Source organism: Micromonospora sp. NPDC051300 (genome assembly GCF_044455315.1).
Lineage (GTDB): Bacteria > Actinomycetota > Actinomycetes > Mycobacteriales > Micromonosporaceae > Micromonospora > Micromonospora robiginosa.
Window position 1 is genome coordinate 99642 of the sequence record NZ_JBITEP010000010.1, and the last position, 20093, is coordinate 119734.

The 20093-nt window shown below is 73.4% G+C and carries 18 protein-coding genes and 1 pseudogene; 6 read left to right on the forward strand and 13 right to left on the reverse strand.

Features of this window, described 5'->3' with window-relative positions; all coding sequences use genetic code 11:
- Window positions 1–52 precede the first annotated feature (52 nt).
- The 8 genes and pseudogenes from ACIA5A_RS13880 to ppdK all read right to left on the reverse strand — a co-directional run bounded on the left by ACIA5A_RS13880 (window position 53) and on the right by ppdK (window position 9270).
- Entirely contained in the window at window positions 53–298 is a 246-nt protein-coding gene (locus ACIA5A_RS13880) for a helix-turn-helix transcriptional regulator (RefSeq protein ID WP_396760934.1), read from the reverse strand.
- A gap of 10 nt (window positions 299–308) precedes the next feature.
- Window positions 309–1160 carry an ABC transporter permease gene (locus ACIA5A_RS13885; RefSeq protein WP_396760937.1) on the reverse strand — a complete coding sequence of 284 codons (852 nt, stop codon included), beginning with the start codon at window positions 1158–1160 and terminating at the stop codon, window positions 309–311.
- Window positions 1157–2047 carry an ABC transporter ATP-binding protein gene (locus tag ACIA5A_RS13890; protein ID WP_396761207.1) on the reverse strand — a complete coding sequence of 297 codons (891 nt, stop codon included), beginning with the start codon at window positions 2045–2047 and terminating at the stop codon, window positions 1157–1159. Before ACIA5A_RS13890 ends, ACIA5A_RS13885 begins: the two co-directional genes overlap by 4 nt.
- A 128-nt stretch (window positions 2048–2175) precedes the next feature.
- A pseudogene (locus ACIA5A_RS13895) lies at window positions 2176–3809 on the reverse strand (BCCT family transporter).
- Window positions 3810–3862: 53 nt separating this feature from the next.
- Window positions 3863–4699: a siderophore-interacting protein gene (locus tag ACIA5A_RS13900; protein ID WP_396760939.1), complete on the reverse strand. Its 837-nt coding sequence runs from the start codon at window positions 4697–4699 to the stop codon at window positions 3863–3865.
- A gap of 43 nt (window positions 4700–4742) precedes the next feature.
- Complete coding sequence (locus tag ACIA5A_RS13905; protein WP_396760942.1) at window positions 4743–5975, reverse strand: deoxyguanosinetriphosphate triphosphohydrolase; 1233 nt, start codon at window positions 5973–5975, stop codon at window positions 4743–4745.
- A gap of 116 nt (window positions 5976–6091) precedes the next feature.
- A complete protein-coding gene (locus ACIA5A_RS13910) occupies window positions 6092–6445 on the reverse strand; it encodes a VOC family protein (protein ID WP_396760945.1) in 354 nt (117 codons plus the stop codon).
- A gap of 113 nt (window positions 6446–6558) precedes the next feature.
- Complete coding sequence (ppdK, locus tag ACIA5A_RS13915) at window positions 6559–9270, reverse strand: pyruvate, phosphate dikinase (RefSeq protein ID WP_396760948.1); 2712 nt, start codon at window positions 9268–9270, stop codon at window positions 6559–6561.
- A gap of 311 nt (window positions 9271–9581) precedes the next feature.
- Between ppdK and ACIA5A_RS13920 the strand changes: the two genes are divergently transcribed.
- Window positions 9582–11306, forward strand: a complete 1725-nt coding sequence (locus ACIA5A_RS13920; protein ID WP_396760951.1) for a beta-N-acetylhexosaminidase — start codon at window positions 9582–9584, stop codon at window positions 11304–11306.
- 4 nt (window positions 11307–11310) lie between these two features.
- Here ACIA5A_RS13920 and ACIA5A_RS13925 read toward each other — a convergent pair whose 3' ends face one another.
- Entirely contained in the window at window positions 11311–12135 is an 825-nt protein-coding gene (locus tag ACIA5A_RS13925) for a helix-turn-helix domain-containing protein (RefSeq protein ID WP_396760954.1), read from the reverse strand.
- 416 nt (window positions 12136–12551) lie between these two features.
- Here ACIA5A_RS13925 and ACIA5A_RS13930 point away from each other — a divergent pair, with 416 nt between their 5' ends.
- Window positions 12552–13199: a C39 family peptidase gene (locus ACIA5A_RS13930; RefSeq protein WP_396760958.1), complete on the forward strand. Its 648-nt coding sequence runs from the start codon at window positions 12552–12554 to the stop codon at window positions 13197–13199.
- Window positions 13200–13252: 53 nt separating this feature from the next.
- Here ACIA5A_RS13930 and dusB read toward each other — a convergent pair whose 3' ends face one another.
- A complete protein-coding gene (gene dusB / locus ACIA5A_RS13935; protein WP_396760960.1) occupies window positions 13253–14401 on the reverse strand; it encodes a tRNA dihydrouridine synthase DusB in 1149 nt (382 codons plus the stop codon).
- 177 nt (window positions 14402–14578) lie between these two features.
- Between dusB and ACIA5A_RS13940 the strand changes: the two genes are divergently transcribed.
- A complete protein-coding gene (locus tag ACIA5A_RS13940; RefSeq protein ID WP_396760963.1) occupies window positions 14579–15544 on the forward strand; it encodes a type IV toxin-antitoxin system AbiEi family antitoxin domain-containing protein in 966 nt (321 codons plus the stop codon).
- 53 nt (window positions 15545–15597) lie between these two features.
- Here the strand turns inward: ACIA5A_RS13940 and ACIA5A_RS13945 are convergent, their stop codons facing one another.
- From ACIA5A_RS13945 to ACIA5A_RS13955, 3 genes are all read right to left on the reverse strand, one after another.
- A complete protein-coding gene (locus ACIA5A_RS13945; RefSeq protein WP_396760966.1) occupies window positions 15598–16977 on the reverse strand; it encodes a glycine--tRNA ligase in 1380 nt (459 codons plus the stop codon).
- Between the two features lie 113 nt (window positions 16978–17090).
- Window positions 17091–17636, reverse strand: coding sequence for a hypothetical protein (locus tag ACIA5A_RS13950; RefSeq protein ID WP_396760969.1), 546 nt, complete (start codon window positions 17634–17636; stop codon window positions 17091–17093).
- Window positions 17637–17661: 25 nt separating this feature from the next.
- Entirely contained in the window at window positions 17662–18003 is a 342-nt protein-coding gene (locus tag ACIA5A_RS13955; RefSeq protein WP_107155735.1) for an antibiotic biosynthesis monooxygenase, read from the reverse strand.
- 27 nt (window positions 18004–18030) lie between these two features.
- Here ACIA5A_RS13955 and ACIA5A_RS13960 point away from each other — a divergent pair, with 27 nt between their 5' ends.
- The 3 genes from ACIA5A_RS13960 to ACIA5A_RS13970 all read left to right on the forward strand — a co-directional run bounded on the left by ACIA5A_RS13960 (window position 18031) and on the right by ACIA5A_RS13970 (window position 20093).
- Window positions 18031–18294 carry a DUF6703 family protein gene (locus ACIA5A_RS13960; RefSeq protein WP_278104148.1) on the forward strand — a complete coding sequence of 88 codons (264 nt, stop codon included), beginning with the start codon at window positions 18031–18033 and terminating at the stop codon, window positions 18292–18294.
- A gap of 93 nt (window positions 18295–18387) precedes the next feature.
- Complete coding sequence (locus ACIA5A_RS13965) at window positions 18388–19332, forward strand: metal ABC transporter substrate-binding protein (protein ID WP_396760973.1); 945 nt, start codon at window positions 18388–18390, stop codon at window positions 19330–19332.
- Window positions 19329–20093, forward strand: coding sequence for a metal ABC transporter ATP-binding protein (locus ACIA5A_RS13970; RefSeq protein ID WP_396760975.1), 765 nt, complete (start codon window positions 19329–19331; stop codon window positions 20091–20093). The genes ACIA5A_RS13965 and ACIA5A_RS13970 overlap by 4 nt, the downstream gene beginning before the upstream one ends.

Below are 20093 nucleotides of genomic sequence, written 5' to 3' on the forward strand. Positions count from 1 at the left end.
TCCGGTGGCCGGGGGGACGGGCGTGTGGCGGACGCCGCCCGTCCCCGCCGGCTCAGGCCGAGCGGGCCGTCGCGGGGTCGCCGATGCGGGGGAACGGCTCGATGGAGAAGACCACCTCGACCGGCACCTCGAAGTGGGCCGCGATGCGCAGCGCCAGGTGCAGGCTGGGCCGGAACTCGCCGCGTTCCAGGTAGCCGACGGTCTGGTAGTGCACCCCGAGCGCGTCGGCGAGCTGTCGACGGGAGACGCCCCGTTCGGCGCGCAGCACCGCGATCCGGTTGTGCACGGTCTCGCTCATCGACGCCCTCTCATCCGACCCGCTGCATGGCCCGCTCCCGCCGGGCCGCGACCCGCGAGCCGGACTCCCGGCGGGCCATCCGGCGCAGCACCACCGGGGCCAGCACCAGCCCGAGCACCGCCCAGGCGCCGAGCACGCCGAGCGTCTCCAGGTGCCGCCAGGAGCCGCCCAGCTCGACCGCCGCCAGGTCGGCCGGGAGCAGCGCCGAGCGCATGCCCAAGCCTAGCCAGTAGAGCGGGAAGACCTGGGCCACGCCCTGCACCCAGCCGGGAAGGCCGTTGATCGGGTAGAAGATCCCGGAGAGCGCGATCAGGCCGAAGATCGGCAGGACCACCAGGCCCATGTTGCGCGGGTTCTCGATCACCGAGCCGATCACCGCGCCCAACGGCAGCGTCGCCACCAGCCCGAGCGGCACCACCCAGGCCAGGGTGAGCCAGGCGCCCGGGTCGCCGAGCCGCAGCCCGTCCAGGAAGAACAGGCCGGGGGTGAGCTGGATGGTCACCCCGATCAGCGAGATCGCCGAGACCAGCACGAGCTTGCCGACCAGGTAGCCGAGCATGCCGTCCGGGATCGCCTTGGCGCGCAGCAGCGTGCCGTCCTCCCGGTCGACGATGAGCTGCTGGGCCAGCCCGAGCAGCCCGCCGAAGAGCAGGCCCATGCCGAGCGCGCTGGGCAGCGTCCGGGCGCCGAGGGAGAAGTCGGTGCCGGGCACGGTCGAGCCGCGCATCCAGAACACGGCGACCAGCAGCACCACCGTGGGGAAGAAGTAGTTCCACAGGTCCTGGCCGTTGGTGAACGTGGCGCGCAGCTCGATCAGGCCACGCCGCACCCCGGCCCGCATCGCGTTGGTGGTCGGATTCATCGCGTCGCCTCCCGCTGCCACACCCGCTCGGCCCGGCCGGTGCGGATCCCGGTCTCCTCCTCGTGCACCAGCGCCAGGTAGGCGTCCTCCAGGCTGGCCCGGCGCACCTCCAGCTCCCGGACCCGGTCGCCGTGCTCGCGCAGCAGATCGCGCAGGAAGCCGGTGGCGTCGGCGGTGGCGTGCACGTAGCGCTCGCCCTCGCGGGTCCAGCGCACCTCGGCGTCGCCGGCGACGCGGCGGGCCAACTCATCCGGCGAGCCCTCGGCGACGATCCGGCCGCCGGCCAGGATGAGGATGCGGTCGGCCAGCTTCTCCGCCTCGTCCAGGTCGTGCGTGGTCAGCACGATGGTGGTCTCGTCGGTGTCGGTGAGGCGGTGCACCAACTCGTGGAACTCGCGCCGGGCCGCCGGGTCGAAGCCGACCGTCGGCTCGTCCAGGAAGAGCAGCTCGGGCCGGCCCACGATGCCGACCGCCACGTCGAGGCGGCGGCGCTGCCCGCCGGAGAGCCGGGCCACCCGGGTGCCGGCGTGCGCGGTCAGCCCCACGGTGGCCAGCAGGTCGTCGACCGGCCAGGGACGCCGGATCCGGTCGGTCGCGTACGGCGCGTAGAAGTCACCGAGGTGGGTGAGCAGCTCGCCCACCCGCCACTTGCCGTGGTCGCGCCAGGACTGGAGCACGACGCCGAGCCGGGCGCGCCACCGCTCGTCGCCGCGCGCCGGGTCGACACCGAGCACCCGCACCTCGCCGGCCGAGGGCAGCCGGAAGCCCTCCAGGATCTCGATGGTGGTGGTCTTGCCGGCGCCGTTCGGGCCGAGCAGCGCGACCACCTCGCCCCGCCGGGCGGTGAGGTCGACACCGTGCAGCACGTCGACGCTGCCGTAGCGCATGCGCAGGTCGCGGACGTCGAGGACGAGATCCTCGTCGGGTCGTCCGGTCGGCGCGACGGCATCCAGGGAGTCGGTCGCAGTCATGCCCCGGAATGTAGCACTCATACTACAATTCGCGGTACACCCGCTCAGCGACGCGGACGGTGCAGCCAGCGGGTGACGGGTGGCGACTCCTCCTCCTCGTACGACCGGGCGGCCCGCACCGCCGCGGCCAGGCCGGACCGGCGCGGCCGGGTCCCCGCGCGCAGGACCGGGTCGGCGGCCATCTCCCGGACCAGGGCGACGGCCAGGCCCAGCATCACCACCACGAACGGCAGCGCGACCAGGATGGTGGCCTGCTGCAACGCGTCCAGCCCGCCGGCGAGCAGAAGCGCCGCCGCGACCGCGCCGATGAGCACACCCCAGAGCACCACCACGCCCCGGTGCGGACGCAGCGCCCCCCGCGAACTCAACGAGCCCAGCACCAGTGACGCCGAGTCGGCGCTGGTGACGAAGTAGAGCGCGATCAGCGCCATGGCGAGCACGCTCGTCACCGTGGCCAGCGGCAACGCGTCCAGCAGCCCGAACAGCGCCTGCTCCGAGCCGGCGCCCACGTCGGCCACCAGGTCCCGGATGCCGGTGGACTGGGTCCGCAGCGCGGTGCCGCCCATCACCGCGAACCACACCGCGCTCGCGCCGCTGGGGATGAGCAACACCCCGACCAGGAACTGCCGGACCGTACGCCCCCGCGAGATCCGGGCGATGAACGTGCCCACGAACGGCGCCCAGGAGATCCACCACGCCCAGTAGAAGATCGTCCATGAACCCAGCCAGGCCGGGTCGGAGAACGCCCCGGTGCGGGTCGACATGCGCACCAGGCCGCTCAGGTAGTCACCTACCGACGCCGGCAACACCTCCAGCGTGTAGACCGTGGGACCGACCACGAACACGAACAGCATCAGCAGCACGGCGATCAGCACGTTGGTGGTGGACAGCCACTTCACCCCCGGTGCAGGCCGGAGAAGGCCGACACCACGAACGCCAGGGTGAGCGCGCCGATGATCACCAGCTCGACGCCCCGGCTGTCCCGCACGCCGCTCACCAGGTCCAGCCCGGCCGCCACCTGGAGCGCGCCGAGGCCGAGGCTGGTCGCCGAGCCGAACACGGTGGCGAACACCGCCAGCAGGTCGATCGCGCGCCCGATCGGGCCCTCGGTCCACGCGCCCAGCAACGGCGCGAACGCCGACGAGATCCGGCTTCCGCGCCCCTTGCGGAACGTGGAGTAGGCGAGCGCCAGCGCCGCGATCGCGTAGATGCCCCACGGATGCAGCGTCCAGTGGAAGAGCGTGTACTGCATGGCCGTGGCCGCCGCGGCCCCGGTCTGCGGTTCGACGCCGGAGGCGGGCGGCGGCGCCGCGTAGTGCTGGATCGGCTCGGCCACGGCGAAGAAGACCAGTCCGATGCCCATACCGGCGCTGAACATCATGGCGACCCAGGCCAGCCCGTCGAACTCCGGTTCGTCGTCGTCGGCGCCCAGCCGGATCCGGCCGAACCGGGAGGCGGCGAGCACCACCGCCAGCACCAGGAACGCGTCGGCCGCGACCACGAAGAACCAACCGAAGGTGTTGATCGTCCAGCTCAGGCCGGCCGCACCGAACGACGCCAGGGAACCGCGCGCGAACACGCCCCAGGCCACCACGGCCAGCACGCCGGCCACGCCGAGCCCGAGCACCACCCGGTCGGCCGGCTGCGTCGCGGGTCGATCCCGCACCTGTTCCGCCATGGCCCCATCCTGAGCGGGCCGCCGCCCGGCGCGGGACGAAACGCGTCAACCGGTCAGGTCGCGACGCCGGCGGACTCCTCGGCCTCGACCTCGGCGTTCCAGGCCCGCTTGGTGGAGCGCCAGCCCTCGTCGTCCAGGCCGCGCCGCCAGTAGCCGGAGATGGACAGGTCGTCCCGGGGCACCCCGCGCTCCACCCGCAGCAGGCGGCGCAGCTCCTTCACCGCGCCGGCCTCGCCGTGCACGAACGCGTGCACCCGGCCGGGCGGGAACTCCAGCGCCCGGACCGCCTCGACCAGCGCGGCGCCGGCCGGACGTCCGGCCCGGTGCAGCCACCGCAGCTCGACCGCGCCGGCACTGGCCAGCGGCAGCTCGTCGCCGGGATCCGCCACCTCGACGTAGACCCGGGCCGGCGCGCCGGCCGGCAACCGCTCCAGCGCGGCGGCGATCGCCGGCAGCGCGCTCTCGTCGCCGGCCAGCAGGTGCCAGTCGGCGGTCGGGTCCGGCGCGTACGCGCCGCCGGGCCCGGTGAACAGCACCCGGTCGCCGGGGCGCAGCGCCGCCGCCCACGGCCCGGCCAACCCCTCCTCGCCGTGGTGCACCACCTCGACGGTCAGCTCACCCGCCGCGGCGTCCCAGGCCCGCACCGTGTACGCCCGCAGCCGGGGCCACTGCTCGGCGGGGAACTCGCGCTTGATGGTGGCCAGGTCGGTGGGATGCGGATAGGTCACCCCGACCGGCGGGAAGACGAACTTCACGTAGTGGTCGGTGTGCGCGCCCACCGGCAGGCCGGTCAGCTCCGCGCCGCCCAGCACGAGCCGGATCAGGTGCGGGGTGGGCCGCGAGGTCCGGACGACCGTGGCGGCGGTGAGCGACTTCGGGCGTTCCGTCATGCGGCTTAGGCTACCCTCAGTTGCGACAGGGGCGGCCGGGCGGTCAGCTCGGCGACACCAGCCGGGCGTGCCAGGCCAGCGCGGCCGGGTCGGTGAGCGAGGCCACCTGGTCGATCACCACGCGCAGCCGCGCGGCGTCGTCCGGTGCGTCCCGCCACCACGGCGCGAAGACCTCGTCGAGCGCGTCCGGGGCCCGGTCGAGCAGCGCGGCGACCAGCTCGGCGAGGACCTCCCGCTGCCTGTCGTAGCGCCCGCTCGCGCCCGGACGACGCATCACGTAGCGCAGGGCGATGCCCTTGAGCAGCGCGCACTGCGCCCGGATCCGGCGCGGCACCACCAGGTCGGCGGCGTAGCGGCGGTGCGGGCCGGCGCCGTGGCGCGCCTCGGTGGCGGCCACCACCGTCGAGACGAACCGGCCGGTGAGCACGCTCGTGGTGGCCTTCAGGGCGGCCAGGGCCCGGTGGCTGCCGTCGTACGCGGCGAGCGGGGCGAGCACCGGATCGGCGAGCAGTTCGGCCAGCACCTCACCCAGGTCCTCCGGCGCCTCGCCGGAGTAGGCGGACGCCACGTCGGCGCAGAGCGCCCGCCGCTCGTCCTCGTCGGCCAGCAGCGGGCCCAGGTCCACGTGCCCGCCGTGGATGCCGTCCTCGACGTCGTGCACCGAGTAGGCCACGTCGTCGGCCCAGTCCATCACCTGGGCCTCCAGGCAGCGCCGGTCACCGGGCGGGGCGCCGGCGCGCAGCCAGTCGAAGACCGGGCGGTCGTCGGCGTACACGCCGAACTTGCGCTCGCCGGGGCGGCGCTCCCAGGGATATTTGCCCACCGCGTCGAGCGCGGCCCGGGTCAGGTTCAGCCCGGCGGACCGCCCGTCCGGGGTGAGCACCTTCGCCTCCAGCCGGGTGAGCACCCGCAGCGTCTGCGCGTTGCCCTCGAAACCGCCGCACGCGGCGGCCAGCTCGTCCAGCGCGTACTCGCCGTTGTGGCCGAACGGCGGGTGACCGAGGTCGTGGGCGAGCCCAGCGGTGTCCACCACGTCCGGGTCGCAGCCGAGGCGCGCGCCCATCTCGCGGGCGATCTGCGCCACCTCCAGCGAGTGGGTCAGCCGGGTACGCAGGAAGTCGTCGGTGCCGGCGACGTGCACCTGGGTCTTCGCGGCGAGCCGACGGAACGCCGCCGAGTGCAGCACCCGGGCCCGGTCGCGTTCGAACGGGGACCGTCCGTACCCGGTGTCCTTGGGCGCCTCGGCGACCAGCCGCGCCGCGTCGTCAGCGTGCAACGGGGCTTCGCCGGCGCAGGGACCGAAGGTCGCGAACGCGGGGCTCGCAACACCGGCTCACTCCTCGCGCTCCCGGAGACGCCGGAGGTCGCGACTGCGGGGCTCGCAACACCGGCTCACTCCTCGCGCTCCCGGAGAACGCAGAACTCGTTGCCCTCCGGGTCGGCCAGCACGGTCCACTGCACGTCGCCCTGCCCGATGTCGACGTGCCGGGCGCCCATGTCGACGAGTCGCTCCACCTCGGCCTCCAGGTCGGTCGGGCGCAGGTCGACGTGCAGCCGGTTCTTGCCCTGCTTCGGCCCGGAGACCGGGACGAAGACCAGGCCGGGGAGCGTGTCGGGAGTGCGCCGGATCTCCACCTCGTCCGGCCGGTCGGTGATCACCTGATAGCCGAGCGCCTCGGCCCACCAGCGGGCGAGCCGGGACGGGTCCCGGGCGTCGATGGTCAGGTTCTCCCAGACGGCGGTCATGCGGCCACCCCTCCTGATCAACACGTGGCGGAAGCTCAGGTTACGCCCGGGAGACCGGAAAGGCGCGCCGGGCGGGGCCGCCGGCGGTCACCGGCGGCCCCGCGCCGACAGGCTCAGCGGGAGTCGGAGCCGGTCGTGCTGATCGCCGCGCGGCCGGCCTCCAGGCGGGCCACCGGCACCCGGAACGGCGAGCAGGAGACGTAGTCCAGGCCCACCTCGTGGAAGAAGTGCACCGAGTCCGGGTCGCCGCCGTGCTCGCCGCAGACGCCGAGCTTCAGCCCGGGGCGGGCCGCCCGGCCCTCCTCGGCGGCGATCCGGACCAGCCGGCCGACGCCGTCGGCGTCGATCGACTCGAACGGCGAGATGCCGAAGATGCCCAGCTCCAGGTAGCGCCAGAAGAACGCGCCCTCCACGTCGTCGCGGGAGAAGCCCCAGCCCATCTGGGTCAGGTCGTTGGTGCCGAAGGAGAAGAACTCGGCCGCCTCGGCGATCTGCCCGGCGGTCAGCGCCGCCCGGGGCACCTCGATCATCGTGCCGATCAGCACGTCGACACCGCTGTCGCCGACCACCTCGGCGATGATCTTCTCGGCCTCGGCGCGTACCGTCTCCAGCTCCTGCACGGCGCCGACCAGCGGCACCATGATCTCCGGGCAGGCCGTCCCGCCGTCGCGGGCGACCGCCACGGCGGCCTCGGCGATGGCGCGGACCTGCATGGCGAACAGGCCGGGGATGACCAGGCCGAGCCGCACCCCGCGCAGGCCCAGCATGGGGTTCTCCTCGTGCATCCGGCGGACCGCGGAGAGCAGCGCCTCCTCCTTGGCCACGTCCTCGCCGCGCTCCTGGGCGACCGCGACGTTTACCGCGAGCTGCTCCAGCGGGGGCAGGAACTCGTGCAGCGGGGGGTCGATCAGCCGCACGGTGACCGGCAGCCCGTCCATCTCCCGGAAGATCTCCACGAAGTCGGCCCGCTGCAACGGCAGCAGCGCGGCCAGCGCCTCGTCGCGCTCCCGCCCGCCGCCGGCGAGGATGAGCCGCTCGACCAGCTCCCGGCGCTCGCCGAGGAACATGTGCTCGGTGCGGCACAGGCCGATACCCTCGGCGCCGAAGCGCCGGGCCCGCGCCGCGTCCGCGCCGGTGTCGGCGTTCGTCCGGACCCGCAGCCGCCGCGCCCCGTCGGCGTGCGTCATGATCCGGTGTACGGCGCGGACCAGCGGGTCGTCGGTCGTCTCCGGGTCGAGGTCGCCCTCGAAGTACTGCACCACCTCGGACGGCATGACCGGCACCTCGCCGAGGTAGACCTTGCCGGTGGTGCCGTCGATCGACACCACGTCGCCCTCGCCGACGGTGTGCCCGGCCACGGTGAACTTCTTCGCCGGGACGTTCACCTCCAGCTCGTCGGCGCCGGAGACGCAGGTCTTGCCCATCCCCCGGGCCACCACCGCGGCGTGGCTGGTCTTGCCGCCGCGCGAGGTGAGGATGCCCCGGGCGGCGATCATGCCGTTGAGGTCGTCCGGGTTGGTCTCCCGGCGGACCAGGATCACCGCCTCGCCCTCGGCGGCCAGTTCGACGGCGCGGGCCGAGGTGAAGACCACCTTGCCGGACGCCGCGCCCGGGGACGCGCCGATGCCCCTGGCCACCGGCTGGAAGTCGTGGTCGAGTTGGAAGCGCGGGAACATCAACTGGGCGAGCTGCGCGCCGTTGACCCGGTGCAGCGCCTCGTCCAGGTCGATCAGGCCCTCGTCGACGAGCTGGCCGGCGATGACGAACGCGGCGGCGGCGGTGCGCTTGCCGACCCGGGTCTGGAGCATCCAGAGCTTGCCGCGCTCGATGGTGAACTCGATGTCGCAGAGGTCCTTGTAGTGCTCCTCCAGCCGGGCCATGATGCCGAGCAGCTCGTCGTAGGAGGTCTTGTCGAGCTGCTCCAGCTCCTGCAACGGCACCGTGTTGCGGATGCCGGCCACCACGTCCTCGCCCTGGGCGTTGGCCAGGTAGTCGCCGTAGATGCCCTGCGCGCCGCTGCCCGGGTCGCGGGTGAACGCGACGCCGGTGCCGGAGTCGGGCCCGAGGTTGCCGAAGACCATGCTGACCACGTTGACCGCGGTGCCCAGGTCGGCCGGGATGCGTTCCTGCCGGCGGTAGAGGATGGCCCGCTCCGCGTTCCACGAGTCGAAGACCGCGCGGATGGCCAGGTCGAGCTGCTCGCGCGGCTCCTGCGGGAACTCGCGCCCGGTGTGCTTGGCGAAGATCTTCTTGTACGCGTCGACGAGCGCGCGCAGGTCGTCGGCGTCCAGGTCGAGGTCGTTCTGCGTGCCCTTGGCGTGCTTGGCGTCGTCCAGCGCGTGCTCGAACTCCTCGCCGGGCACCTCGCAGACGGTCTTGCCGAACATCTGGATCAGGCGGCGGTAGGAGTCCCAGGCGAACCTGTCGTTCCCCCCGGCCTGGGTGCTCAGGCCGATGACGCTGCGGTCGTTGAGGCCGACGTTGAGGACGGTCTCCATCATGCCGGGCATGGAGAACTTGGCGCCGGAGCGCACCGAGACCAGCAGCGGGTCGGCCGGGTCGCCGAGCCGGCGGCCCATCTCGCGTTCCAGCGACTCCAGGTGCGCCTCGATCTGCGCGGCCAGCCCGTCCGGCTCGCGCCCGGTCGTCAGGTACGCCTGGCAGGCCTCGGTGGTGATGGTGAAACCGGGCGGGACGGGCAGGCCGAGGTTGGTCATCTCGGCCAGGTTGGCGCCCTTGCCACCGAGCAGGTCCTTGAGGTCCTTGTTGCCCTCGGCGAAGTCGTAGACGTACTTGTGCTCGACCGTTTCTTCTTGCGCTGCCACCAGAGCCTCCCACGCGCGCCATTGACACTTAACGAAGGTTCAGTTCGGACATACCCCGGGAGCGACCACCGGTAATCCCGGCTCGTCAGCGATCGGTGGGCGAAGGTTAAGCGAACTTCGCGAGGCCTGGGACCGTTCGGTGACAATCGGCACAACAGTCACCACTGCCCGCGTTCGTACGGGTCTTTGGGAACGCTTCCACGCGCAGGATCACGCAATTCCGATTCCCCTCGTACTCTTGACGGCACCGGATATCGCCGAACCTGACCTTTGCCATATCCCGCACGAATACACCACTCGGAGCAGTCGCCGTGTCGACAAACCCCGCAGCACCCGAGACCGGGCCCGTCCCCGCCCTCCCCCGTCCGACGTCGACCGACCGCCTGCCCGGCGTGTCGCCGGCCGCCGGCGAGCTGGCCCGCGTCGCCGCCGACCGGGCCACCGACCTGCTCGCCCCGCCCGCGCCGGTCCGCCTCGGCGACGTGGTGCCAGCGCCCGAGCGGGTGCTCCCCGATCCGAGCGGCGACTTCACAATCCCGGCGGACGCGGCGATCCGGATCGACGCCGCCGGCCGGGACGTCGCCGAGCAGCTCGCCGGCTGGCTGCGCCCGGCCACCGGGTTCCCGCTCCCGGTGACCGACCCGACCGACGGCGCCGAGGGCCGGTTGACGCTCACCGTCTCGGCGACCGGCGGCGACGTGGGCGGCGGTGACGTGGGCGGCGGTGACGAGGCGGCGCTCGGCGACGAGGGCTACCGCCTCGACGTCACCGGCGACGGCGTGCGGATCACCGCCGCCACCCCGGCCGGGCTGTTCCACGGCGCGCAGACGCTGCGCCAGCTCCTGCCGGCGGCGATCGAGAGCGCCGCCCCGGTCGCGGAGCGCTGGGTGCTGCCCGGCGGCACGATCGTCGACCGGCCGCGCTTCGCCTACCGGGGCGCGATGCTCGACGTCGTCAGGCACTTCTTCGGCGTGGACGACGTGCTGCGCGTGGTCGACCACCTGGCCCGCTACAAGCTCAACCACCTGCACCTGCACCTCACCGACGACCAGGGCTGGCGGATCGCCGTCGACTCCCGGCCCCGGCTCACCGAGGCGGGCGGCGGCACCGCGGTCGGCGGCGCGCCGGGCGGCTGGTACACCCGGGACGACTACCGGCGGATCGTCGCGTACGCCGCCCGCCGGCACGTGACGGTGGTGCCCGAGATCGACCTGCCCGGCCACACCAACGCGGCGCTCGTCGCCTATCCCGAGCTGGCGCCCGGCAAGACCGCGCCGCCGCCGTACACCGGCACCGACGTCGGGTTCAGCTACCTCGACCCGCACGACGAGCGGACGTACGCCTTCGTCGCCGACGTGGTCGGCGAGGTGGCCGCGCTGACCCCCGGCCCGTGGCTGCACCTCGGCGGCGACGAGGCGTTCAAGGTGCCGGCGGGCGACTACCGCGCCTTCGTCGAGCGGGCCCAGGCACTTGTCGCGGCCACCGGCAAGACCGTCGTCGGCTGGCACCAGATCGCCCCGGCCGGGCACGTCGACGGGCGCGTGGTGCAGTGGTGGGGCACCAACGGCGACGACCCCGAGACGGCCGACGCGGTACGCCGGGGCGCCCGGCTCGTCCTCTCCCCCGGCAACCACGCCTACCTCGACATGAAGTACGCCCCGGACACCCCGATCGGGCACGACTGGGCCGGGCTCGTCGACGTACGCCGGGCCTACGAGTGGGACCCGGGGGCGCACGTCCACGGCGTGCCGGCGGAGGCGGTGCTGGGGGTGGAGGCGCCGTTGTGGACCGAGTCGGTCACCACCCGAGCCGAGATCGAGTTCATGATGTTCCCGCGCCTGCCCGCCGTCGCCGAGCTGGGTTGGTCGCCCCGCTCGACACACGACTGGGCCGGGTTCCGGCAGCGGCTCGCCGGCCACGGCCCGCGCTGGAGCGCCGCCGGGATCGCGTTCCACGCCGCGCCCGAGATCCCCTGGCCGGCCGGCCGCGGGGAGGCCCCGGCGGACGCCGCCGGGCGGGCGCGGACCGCGGCGTGACCCGTCAGCTCCGGACGCGGTCCCGGAGCACGGCGGCGGTCCGCTCGTCGGCCGGATAGAACGACTCGATGGACAGCTCGGCCAGCGTGACGTCCAGCGGCGTACCGAAGGTCGCGACCGTGCTGAGGAAGCACAGCTCGCCGCCGTCGTGCCGCACCCGCAGCGGCACCACCAGCTCGTCCGGGCCGGGCTGGTCCACGGACCGGTCCGGGCCGCCGCCCGGATAGCCGCGCAGCTCCTCCTCCAGCGCCGCCAGCTCCGCGTCCCCGGTCAGCTCCACCTGCCGGGCCAGCCGTTTGAGCAGGTGCCCCCGCCACTCGCCGAGGTTGACGATGTGCGGGGCCAACCCGTCCGGGTGCAGGCTGGCCCGCAGCACGTTCACCCGGCCGGTCAGCAGCTCGGGCGCCACCCGCCCGGTGAGCACCGTCAGGCTGTCGTTGGCGTCCACCAGGTTCCAGCCCCGGTCCACCACCGCCGCCGGGTAGGGCTCGTGCCCGGCCAGCACCTGCCGGACCGCCGCCCGGACGGCGGCCATCCGGGGCGCGCCGAGCGCGGTCTCCGGGTACGCCGGGGCGTATCCGGCGGCGAGCAGCAGCCGGTTGCGTTCGCGCAGCGGCAGGTCGAGCGGATCGGCCAGCCGCAGCACCATCTCCCGGCTGGGCCGGGAGCGCCCGGTCTCGACGAAGCTCAGGTGCCGGGTCGACACCTCCGCCCGGATGGACAGCTCCAGTTGGCTGAGCCGGCGCAGTTCCCGCCACCGGCGCAGGGACTCGCCGGCGGAGGGGGCGCCGGCCGGGGCGGGCGGGCGCGGGGTGCGGTACGTGGACATCGGTCCCCCGTCTCCAGGAATGGGCCGTTCGGCACCACCCTGCCGGACGCCGCACCCCGCGTCGATCACCCCACAAGGCGGCCCCTACCCCGCCTGAGCCCGTCGATCATGAAGTTGGCGGCGTTCGCGGTCCGATTTGTCGCCGCCAACTTCATGATCGACGGGGGTATGGGGTCGGGTGGGCGGGGTGTCCGGATCGCGGGGGCCGGGTGGGGAATCGCTGGGCGGGTCGGGGGGTTGTACATGGCTCACGGCCGGGAGCCCGGGACCGGAGCAGGCAGCCGGGAATTGGCGGGCCCGGTCGGTGGTTACACCCCCGAGCCGCCGAGCAGGTCGCCACCGCTGACCGCCGGCCGGCGCAGACTTTCCCCCGCGGCACGCGTGCCGCACACCCCCGAACGCAGAGGAGTCGCACCATGCGTACCGATCTGATCCGCAAGACCGCCCTGACCGTCGCCGGTATCGCCGCCACCGCCGGTGGCATCGCCGGCCCCGCCGTCGCCGCGCAGGCCACCCCCGCCGAGCGCGCCGCCCAGGTCGTCGTCGACCGCAAGGGCCACGGCGAGCGGGAGCTGGACGTGCGCTACGAGGCGCAGCCGAACTTCTACTTCTGCGGCCCGGCCGCGGCGCGCAACGCGCTGTCGGTGCAGGGCAAGAACATCGACGTGGCCGCGATGGCCAAGGAGATGGGCACCACCGAGGACGGCACCAACAGCATCAACGACATCACCCCGGTGCTGAACAAGGAGACCGGCAAGGACGTCTACAAGTCCACCGAGATCCCCGTCGACAAGGCCCGCGACAAGGCCGACAAGCTGCGCGCCGACGTGGTGCGCGCGGTGGACGACGGCCGGGCCGTGGTGGCCAACATCGCCGGCACCGCGACCGACACCGACGGCACCACCCACTCCTTCGAGGGTGGCCACTACATCAGCGTGGTGGGCTACCGCGACGGTGGCAAGGTCGTGACGATCGCCGACTCGGCGAACCCGGACCAGGCCTCCTACCGGATGGACGTGGACGCCCTGGCGCACTGGATCGCCAGCCGCGGCTACAGCTCCTGACCGCGTGACGAAGGGCCCGACCTCACCGGGGTCGGGCCCTTCGGCGTACCGGGTCAGCCGCCCGAGTCGTCCAGCTCGGCGCCCTCCGGCGGGGTGTCGTCGTCGCGGCTGTCCAGCCAGCCGTCGGGCAGGGAGACCTTGCCCGGCGAGTTGGTCCGGCCACGTGGCTGGCCCAGCGTCTCGACTGGGAACGGCACCTCCGGGTCGAGCTTGCCGAGCAGGTCGTCGAGCTGGGCCAGACTGTCGATCATGGCGAGCGAGCGGCGCAGTTCGCTGCCGATCGGGAACCCCTTCAGATACCAGGCCACGTGCTTGCGGAAGTCGGTGCAGCCGTCCCGCTCGCCCCGGGCCGGGTTGCGGGCCCCGGCCACGAACTGCTCCACCAGCAGCTCGGCGTGCCGACGCATGGTCACCGCCACCTCGCCCAGGGTGGGCAGCCGCCGGTCGGTGCGGCCGTCGAACGCGGCCTCCAGGTCGGCGAAGAGCCACGGCCGGCCCAGGCAGCCACGCCCCACCACGACACCGTCCACCCCGGTGTGGGCGACCATCCGCAGCGCGTCCTCGCCCTCCCAGATGTCGCCGTTGCCGAGCACCGGCACGTCGAGCGCCTGCTTGAGCGTGGCGATGGCGTCCCAGTCGGCGGTGCCCGAGTAGCGCTGCGCCGCCGTACGCCCGTGCAGGGCGACCGCCGCGACGCCGGCGTCCTGGGCGGCCAGCCCGGCCTCCACGTACGTCAGGTGGTCGTCGTCGATGCCCTTGCGCATCTTGACCGTGACCGGCACCCCCGCCGGCGACGCGGCGTCCACCGCGGCCCTGACCAGCCGGGCGAAGAGCCGGCGCCGCCACGGCAGCGCGGAGCCGCCGCCCCGGCGGGTGACCTTGGGGACCGGGCAGCCGAAGTTCAGGTCGATGTGGTCGGCGAGATCGCGCTCGACCACGATCCGCACGGCGGCGGCGGTGATCTCCGGGTCGGTGCCGTAGAGCTGGAGGCTGCGGGGGTGCTCCTCGGCGCCGAACGCGATCATGCGCAGCGTCTTCGGGTTCCGCTCGACCAGGGCACGGGTGGTGATCATCTCGCAGACGTAGATGCCGCCGCCCTGCTCACGGCAGAGGCGGCGGAAGCCGACGTTGGTGATCCCGGCCATCGGCGCGAGCACCACCGGCGGCCACACCGCATACGGCCCGATCTTCAGCTCACTCACCGCCCAAGTGTAAGGAGGGGCCCCCTGTTAACGCCTTCTGCATAGGCGGGGCCCCCTGTTAACACGGCGCATATCACAGATCAGGCCAGGTGTCGGGGTGCTCCACAAGCGGGCGGTGTCCACAGGGCGGGGGGCGCGGGGCGGCACGGGGTGGGTGCGGTGGGCCAGCCTGCGGGGATGGTTGACTTCACCACCGAGCTGGCGGAGACGGCGCACCGGCAGCAGCAGATCCTCACCCGGGCCCAGTTGCTCGCCGCCGGCTTCGACGACATGTTCCTCTACCGGCAGACCCGACGCGGGCTGTGGCAACGCGTGCTGCCGGCCACGTACGCGCTGGTCACCGGGACCCTCACGGACGAGCAGCGGCGGATCTCCGCAGCCCTGTACGCGGGCCCCGAGGCGCAGCTCACCGGGCTGGCCGCGCTTCGCTGGTACGGCTTCCGATACGGCCCGCCGACCGACGACGTACACCTGGTCGTGCCGCACCGGGCCCGGCGGAGGTCCGCCGGTCACGCGGTGATCGCCCGCGCGCTGGCAGTGGACGGCAAGGCCCGGCACACCGCGCTCTATCCGGTCTGCTCACCCGCCCGGGCGGTGGTCGACGCGGCCCGCGACCTGCGGCAGTTGCGTCCGGTACGGGCGATCGTGGCCGAGTCGGTGCAACGCGGGTTCACCGACCTCGCCGCGCTCGACGAGGAGATCCGGCGGGCGCGGCGGAGCCGGACGGCCCTGGTCCGCAGGGCGTTCGCCGAGGTGGTCGCCGGTGCCCGGTCCGCGCCCGAGGCCGAGCTGCGGGAGTGCCTGGCCGGCAGCCGGCTGCTGCCGGAGCTGCTCTGGAACCCCCGGCTGTACGCCGGGGACGGGCGACGGTTGCCCACGCCGGACGGCTACCTGGTCGACGCGGCGGTGGCGCTGGAGGTGGACTCGCAGGAGTTCCACTTCACCCCGGGCGACTGGGCGCGCACGCTCGACCGGCACAACGAGCTGAGCCGGTCGGGGGTGCTGATCCTGCACTTCACGCCGGCCCAGATCCGGCGGAGCCCCGCGCTGGTGCGGCGGACGGTCGAGGAGGCGTACGAGTCGCGCCGGGGCGTCGCCGCCACCCTCGACGTGCGCGTCGAGCCACCGCCGGCGCAGGTGTGAGAAGGGGCCCCTTCTCGACCGGAGGCGTTAAGAAGGGGCCCTTCCTTACACGCTCAGCAGCCGGGGAGGCGCTCGATCAGGTAGCGCTCCACCTGGTCCAGGGCGACGCGCTCCTGGGCCATGGTGTCCCGGTTCCGCACGGTCACCGCGTTGTCGTCCAGCGTGTCGAAGTCGACGGTGACGCAGAACGGCGTGCCGATCTCGTCCTGCCGGCGGTAGCGGCGACCGATGGCCTGCGAGTCGTCGAACTCGACCACCCAACGCTTGCGCAGGTCGGCGGCGAGCTGCTTGGCCTTGGGCGAGAGCGCCTCGTTGCGGGACAGCGGCAGCACCGCCACCTTGACCGGGGCCAGCCGCGGGTCGAAGCGCATCACGGTGCGCTTGTCCACGCCGCCCTTGGTGTTCGGCGCCTCGTCCTCGTCGTACGCCTCAAGCAGGAACGCCAACACCGCGCGGGTGAGGCCGGCGGCCGGCTCGATCACGTACGGCATCCAGCGCTCGCCCTTGGCCTGGTCGAAGTACGACAGGTCGACGCCGGAGTGCTTGCTGTGCGTGGACAGGTCGAAGTCGGTGCGGTTGGCGATGCCCTCCAGCTCGGCGAACTCGGTGCCGCCGAACTGGAACTTGTACTCGATGTCGACGGTGCGCTTCGAGTAGTGGGAGAGCTTCTCCTTGGGGTGCTCGTAGAAGCGCAGGTTCTCCTCGGACAGGCCCAGGTCGAGATACCAGTTCCAGCGCTCGGAGAGCCAGTATTCGTGCCACTGCTCGTCGGTGCCGGGCTCGACGAAGAACTCCATCTCCATCTGCTCGAACTCGCGGGTCCGGAAGATGAAGTTGCCCGGGGTGATCTCGTTGCGGAACGACTTGCCGGTCTGCGCGATGCCGAACGGCGGCTTCTTGCGGGCGACCGTCTCCACGTTCTTGTAGTTGACGAAGATGCCCTGGGCGGTCTCCGGGCGCAGGTAGTGCAGGCCCTCGTCGCTCTCCACCGGGCCCAGGTAGGTCTTCATCAGGCCGTTGAACATCTTCGGCTCGGTGAAGGTGCCCTTGTTGCCGCAGTTGGGGCAGTTCAGCTCCGTGAGCGAGGTCAGCGGCTTGCCGTGCTTGGCCTCGTACGCCTCTTCCAGGTGGTCGGCGCGGAACCGCTTGTGGCAGGACTGGCACTCGGTCAGCGGGTCGACGAACTCGGCGATGTGGCCGCTGGCCTCCCAGACCTTGCGGGCCAGGATGACCGCTGAGTCGAGGCCGACGACGTCGTCGCGCTGCTGGACCATGGTCCGCCACCACTGGCGGCGGACGTTCTCCTTCAGCTCGACGCCGAGCGGACCGTAGTCCCACGCCGACCGGGTGCCCCCGTAGATCTCGCTGGAGGGGAAGACGAAGCCCCGGCGCTTGGCGAGGCTGACGACGGCGTCGATACGGTCGGCTGGCATGTTTCCTCCTACGCCGGCTGGCGGTCGGCGCGGTTGAGATGGATGATTCCGGGCTGTTCGGGACAACGGTACGACCGCGTCGGCCCCGAGCCCAGCAGAATACCGGGGGCGGGTCAGCTCACCCCGCAGACCTCCATGCCGCCGGTCTGCCGGTCGGGGGCCAACGTGACGGTCTGCGCCTCCCGGCGCCCCCCGGCCAGCGTGACGTCCACCGGCACGGTGAGCGTGGCGGTGTCGACCTGCCCCACCCGGTAGCCGGAGATCTGCGGCTCGGTGGCCACCCGCTGGGTGAACTCCGGCCGGGACTCGCGCCGCCGGGCGTCGTCGCAGAGCCGGTCGTACGCCTTGGACCACTCCCGGGCGACGAGCGCCTGGTAGTAGTCGTCGGTGACCGCCCGGCCCTGCTCGCCGACCGCCTGCACGTTGCTCACGGCCAGGCCGACGATCGCCGCCCCGCCCCCGCCGCAGCAGAGCAGCACGGCCAGCGCGCCGACGCCGAGGCCGAGCCAGAGCCGGGTCCGGCCGCCCTCGGTGGGTGGGGCGGCGAACGGCGGCGCGACGCCGGGACCGGCCGGCGGCGCGGGGACGCCCGGGTCCGCCGGCGGCGCGCCGGGCGGCACGGGTGACGGGGGTGGCGCGGCCGGTCCGGGAGCGGTCATACGCGCCAGGGTAGTGCCCCGGGACTCAGCGGTACGGACCTGCGGCGCGATCGCTGGCGACGACGACGATCTCGCCCTGCGGGGCGGCGTTGGCGAGCGTCTCGTACGCCGACGGCTCGTCCACCGATCGGGCGAGCAGCGGCACCGCGGTGACCTTGACGTCGAAGCCGCCCAGCGCCCGCCGGTAGGCACCCACCGACTCCCACTCGGTGAGCAGGCACCAGTGGGCCGGGTCGTCGAGCGCCCGCAGCAGTTCGCCGCGCAGGTAGCCGGGTCGGGCGGCGAGGGCGGCCAGCGCCGCGTGCGCCTCCCGGGTGAACTCGTCAGCCGTTTCGGCGTCCACCACGAACCGGTTGGTGACCAGCACGGCGTTCCTCCTCGTAGAGTTTGTGCCATGCAGCGTACGCAGAGTCCCGTCCTGTCCCGGTTGGCCCGGCTCAACCCGACGACGGTGTTCCTCGCCGCGCTGGTGCTGGTGCTGGTCGGCCTCTTCGCGCCCGGTCCGGCCGGTGGCGTCCTGCTGCTGGTGCTGGCCGCCGGGCTGGTCTGGTTGATGTCGGTGACCTGGCCGGTGCAGGCCCCCGCGACCCGGGTGCTCCGGCTGCTGATGCTCACCCTGCTGATCGCGGCGGCGCTGGCCAAGCTGATGGTCGGCTGACCGGCGCGGGCCGAGTCGAGGCGAGCTGACCTGCGCTGACATGCAAGCATGCGTTTTTGACAATAATTTTCGTTGTCGCGGACAGTTGATCCCATGACCGTCCGTGCCACCCCCCGTGCCCTGACCGCCGTCACCGCCGCCCTGCTCGCCCTGGGTGGTGTCGCCGCCTGCTCGGACGGCGGCGGGGGGAGCGACCCGGACAAGGTCGACGTGGTGGCCGCGTTCTACCCGCTCCAGTTCCTCGCCGAGCGGATCGGCGGCGACCGGGTCGTGGTCGGCAACCTCACCAAGCCGGGCGCGGAGCCGCACGACCTGGAGCTGAACCCCCGCCAGGTCGGGCAGGTGGTGGACGCCGAGTTGATCGTCTACCTGACCGGCTTCCAGCCGGCCGTGGACGAGGCGGTCGAGCAGAACGGCGGCGACCACGCGTTCGACGTGGCCGGCGTGGCCCCGCTGCTCGACGCCGCCGCCGGCGGCCACGAGCACGAGCACGAGGGTGAGGCCGGTCACGAGGAGGAGGGCGGCGGCAAGGACCCGCACCTCTGGCTCGACCCGACCCGGCTGGCCGCCGTGGGCGACAAGCTCGCCGAACGCCTCGGCAAGGTCGACCCGGACCACGCCGCCGACTACACCGCCCGGGCCGGCGCGTTGCGCACCGAGCTGACGACGCTCGACACCGCGTACGCCGACGGCCTGCGCACCTGCCAGCGCCGGGAGATCGTGACCAGTCACACCGCCTTCGGCTACCTGGCCGAGCGCTACAAGCTGGAGCAGATCGGCCTCACCGGGCTCACCCCGGAGTCCGAGCCCTCCCCGCAGCGGCTCGCCCAGGTCACGGACGAGGCTCGCGAGCACCGGGCCACCACGATCTTCTTCGAGACGCTTGTCAGCCCGAAGGTCGCCGAGACCATCGCCCGGACGGTCGGGGCGAAGACCGCCGTCCTGGACCCGATCGAGGGCCCGCCGGCCGAGGGCGACTACCTCTCCGCGATGCGCGCCAACCTCCAGACCCTGCGAACCGCCCTGGACTGCTCATGACCGCACCCGTGATCGACGTCGCGCACGCCACCGTCGGCTACGACGGCCGGCCGGTGCTGCGCGACGTGTCGCTGACCCTCACCGCCGGCGAGGTGGTCGCCGTGCTCGGCGCCAACGGCTCCGGCAAGTCGACGCTGGTCCGCGCCGCGCTCGGCCTGGTGCCGCTGGGCGCCGGGTCGGTCGCCCTGTTCGGCACGCCGCAGCGCCGCTTCCGGCAGTGGCACCGCATCGGGTACGTCCCGCAGCGGCTCGGCGCCGGCGGCGGCGTCCCCGCCACGGTGGCCGAGGTGGTGGCGTCCGGTCGGCTGGCCCGCCGGGGCGTGCTGCGGCCGGCCGGCCGGGCGGACCGGGCGGCGGTGACCGAGGCGCTGGGCGCGGTCGGGCTCGCCGACCGGGCCGGCGATCCGGTCGCCACCCTCTCCGGCGGGCAGCAGCAACGGGTCCTGATCGCCCGCGCGCTGGCCGGCGGGCCGGAACTGCTGGTGCTCGACGAGCCGACCGCCGGGGTGGACGCGGCCAGCCAGGAGGCGTTCGCCGGGGCGCTGCGCGCGTTCCGCGACGGCGGCGGCACGGTGCTGCTGGTCGCCCACGAGCTGGGGCCGCTGCGCCCGCTGATCAGCCGGGCCGTGGTGGTGCACCAGGGCGGGATCGCCCACGACGGGGCGGTGCCCGAGCCGGTCGGCCACCACGCCGACCCGGACCACGAGCACGTCCACCCGCACTGCGACGAGGAGCCCGCCGGGCTCTGGACGGGCATCTGA

Coding starts and splice junctions, on each gene's coding strand:
- ACIA5A_RS13970 (WP_396760975.1), top strand. CDS start 19,329: ATGACCGCACCCGTGATCGACGTCGCGCACGCCACCGTCGGCTACGAC.
- ACIA5A_RS13910 (WP_396760945.1), bottom strand. CDS start 6,445: ATGACCGCCGTCTGGGAGAACCTGACCATCGACGCCCGGGACCCGTCC.
- ACIA5A_RS13950 (WP_396760969.1), bottom strand. CDS start 17,636: ATGACCGCTCCCGGACCGGCCGCGCCACCCCCGTCACCCGTGCCGCCC.
- ACIA5A_RS13930 (WP_396760958.1), top strand. CDS start 12,552: ATGCGTACCGATCTGATCCGCAAGACCGCCCTGACCGTCGCCGGTATC.
- ACIA5A_RS13885 (WP_396760937.1), bottom strand. CDS start 1,160: ATGAATCCGACCACCAACGCGATGCGGGCCGGGGTGCGGCGTGGCCTG.
- ACIA5A_RS13960 (WP_278104148.1), top strand. CDS start 18,031: ATGCAGCGTACGCAGAGTCCCGTCCTGTCCCGGTTGGCCCGGCTCAAC.
- ACIA5A_RS13940 (WP_396760963.1), top strand. CDS start 14,579: ATGGTTGACTTCACCACCGAGCTGGCGGAGACGGCGCACCGGCAGCAG.
- ACIA5A_RS13945 (WP_396760966.1), bottom strand. CDS start 16,977: ATGCCAGCCGACCGTATCGACGCCGTCGTCAGCCTCGCCAAGCGCCGG.
- ACIA5A_RS13880 (WP_396760934.1), bottom strand. CDS start 298: ATGAGCGAGACCGTGCACAACCGGATCGCGGTGCTGCGCGCCGAACGG.
- ACIA5A_RS13965 (WP_396760973.1), top strand. CDS start 18,388: ATGACCGTCCGTGCCACCCCCCGTGCCCTGACCGCCGTCACCGCCGCC.
- ACIA5A_RS13925 (WP_396760954.1), bottom strand. CDS start 12,135: ATGTCCACGTACCGCACCCCGCGCCCGCCCGCCCCGGCCGGCGCCCCC.
- ACIA5A_RS13900 (WP_396760939.1), bottom strand. CDS start 4,699: ATGACGGAACGCCCGAAGTCGCTCACCGCCGCCACGGTCGTCCGGACC.
- ACIA5A_RS13890 (WP_396761207.1), bottom strand. CDS start 2,047: ATGCGCTACGGCAGCGTCGACGTGCTGCACGGTGTCGACCTCACCGCC.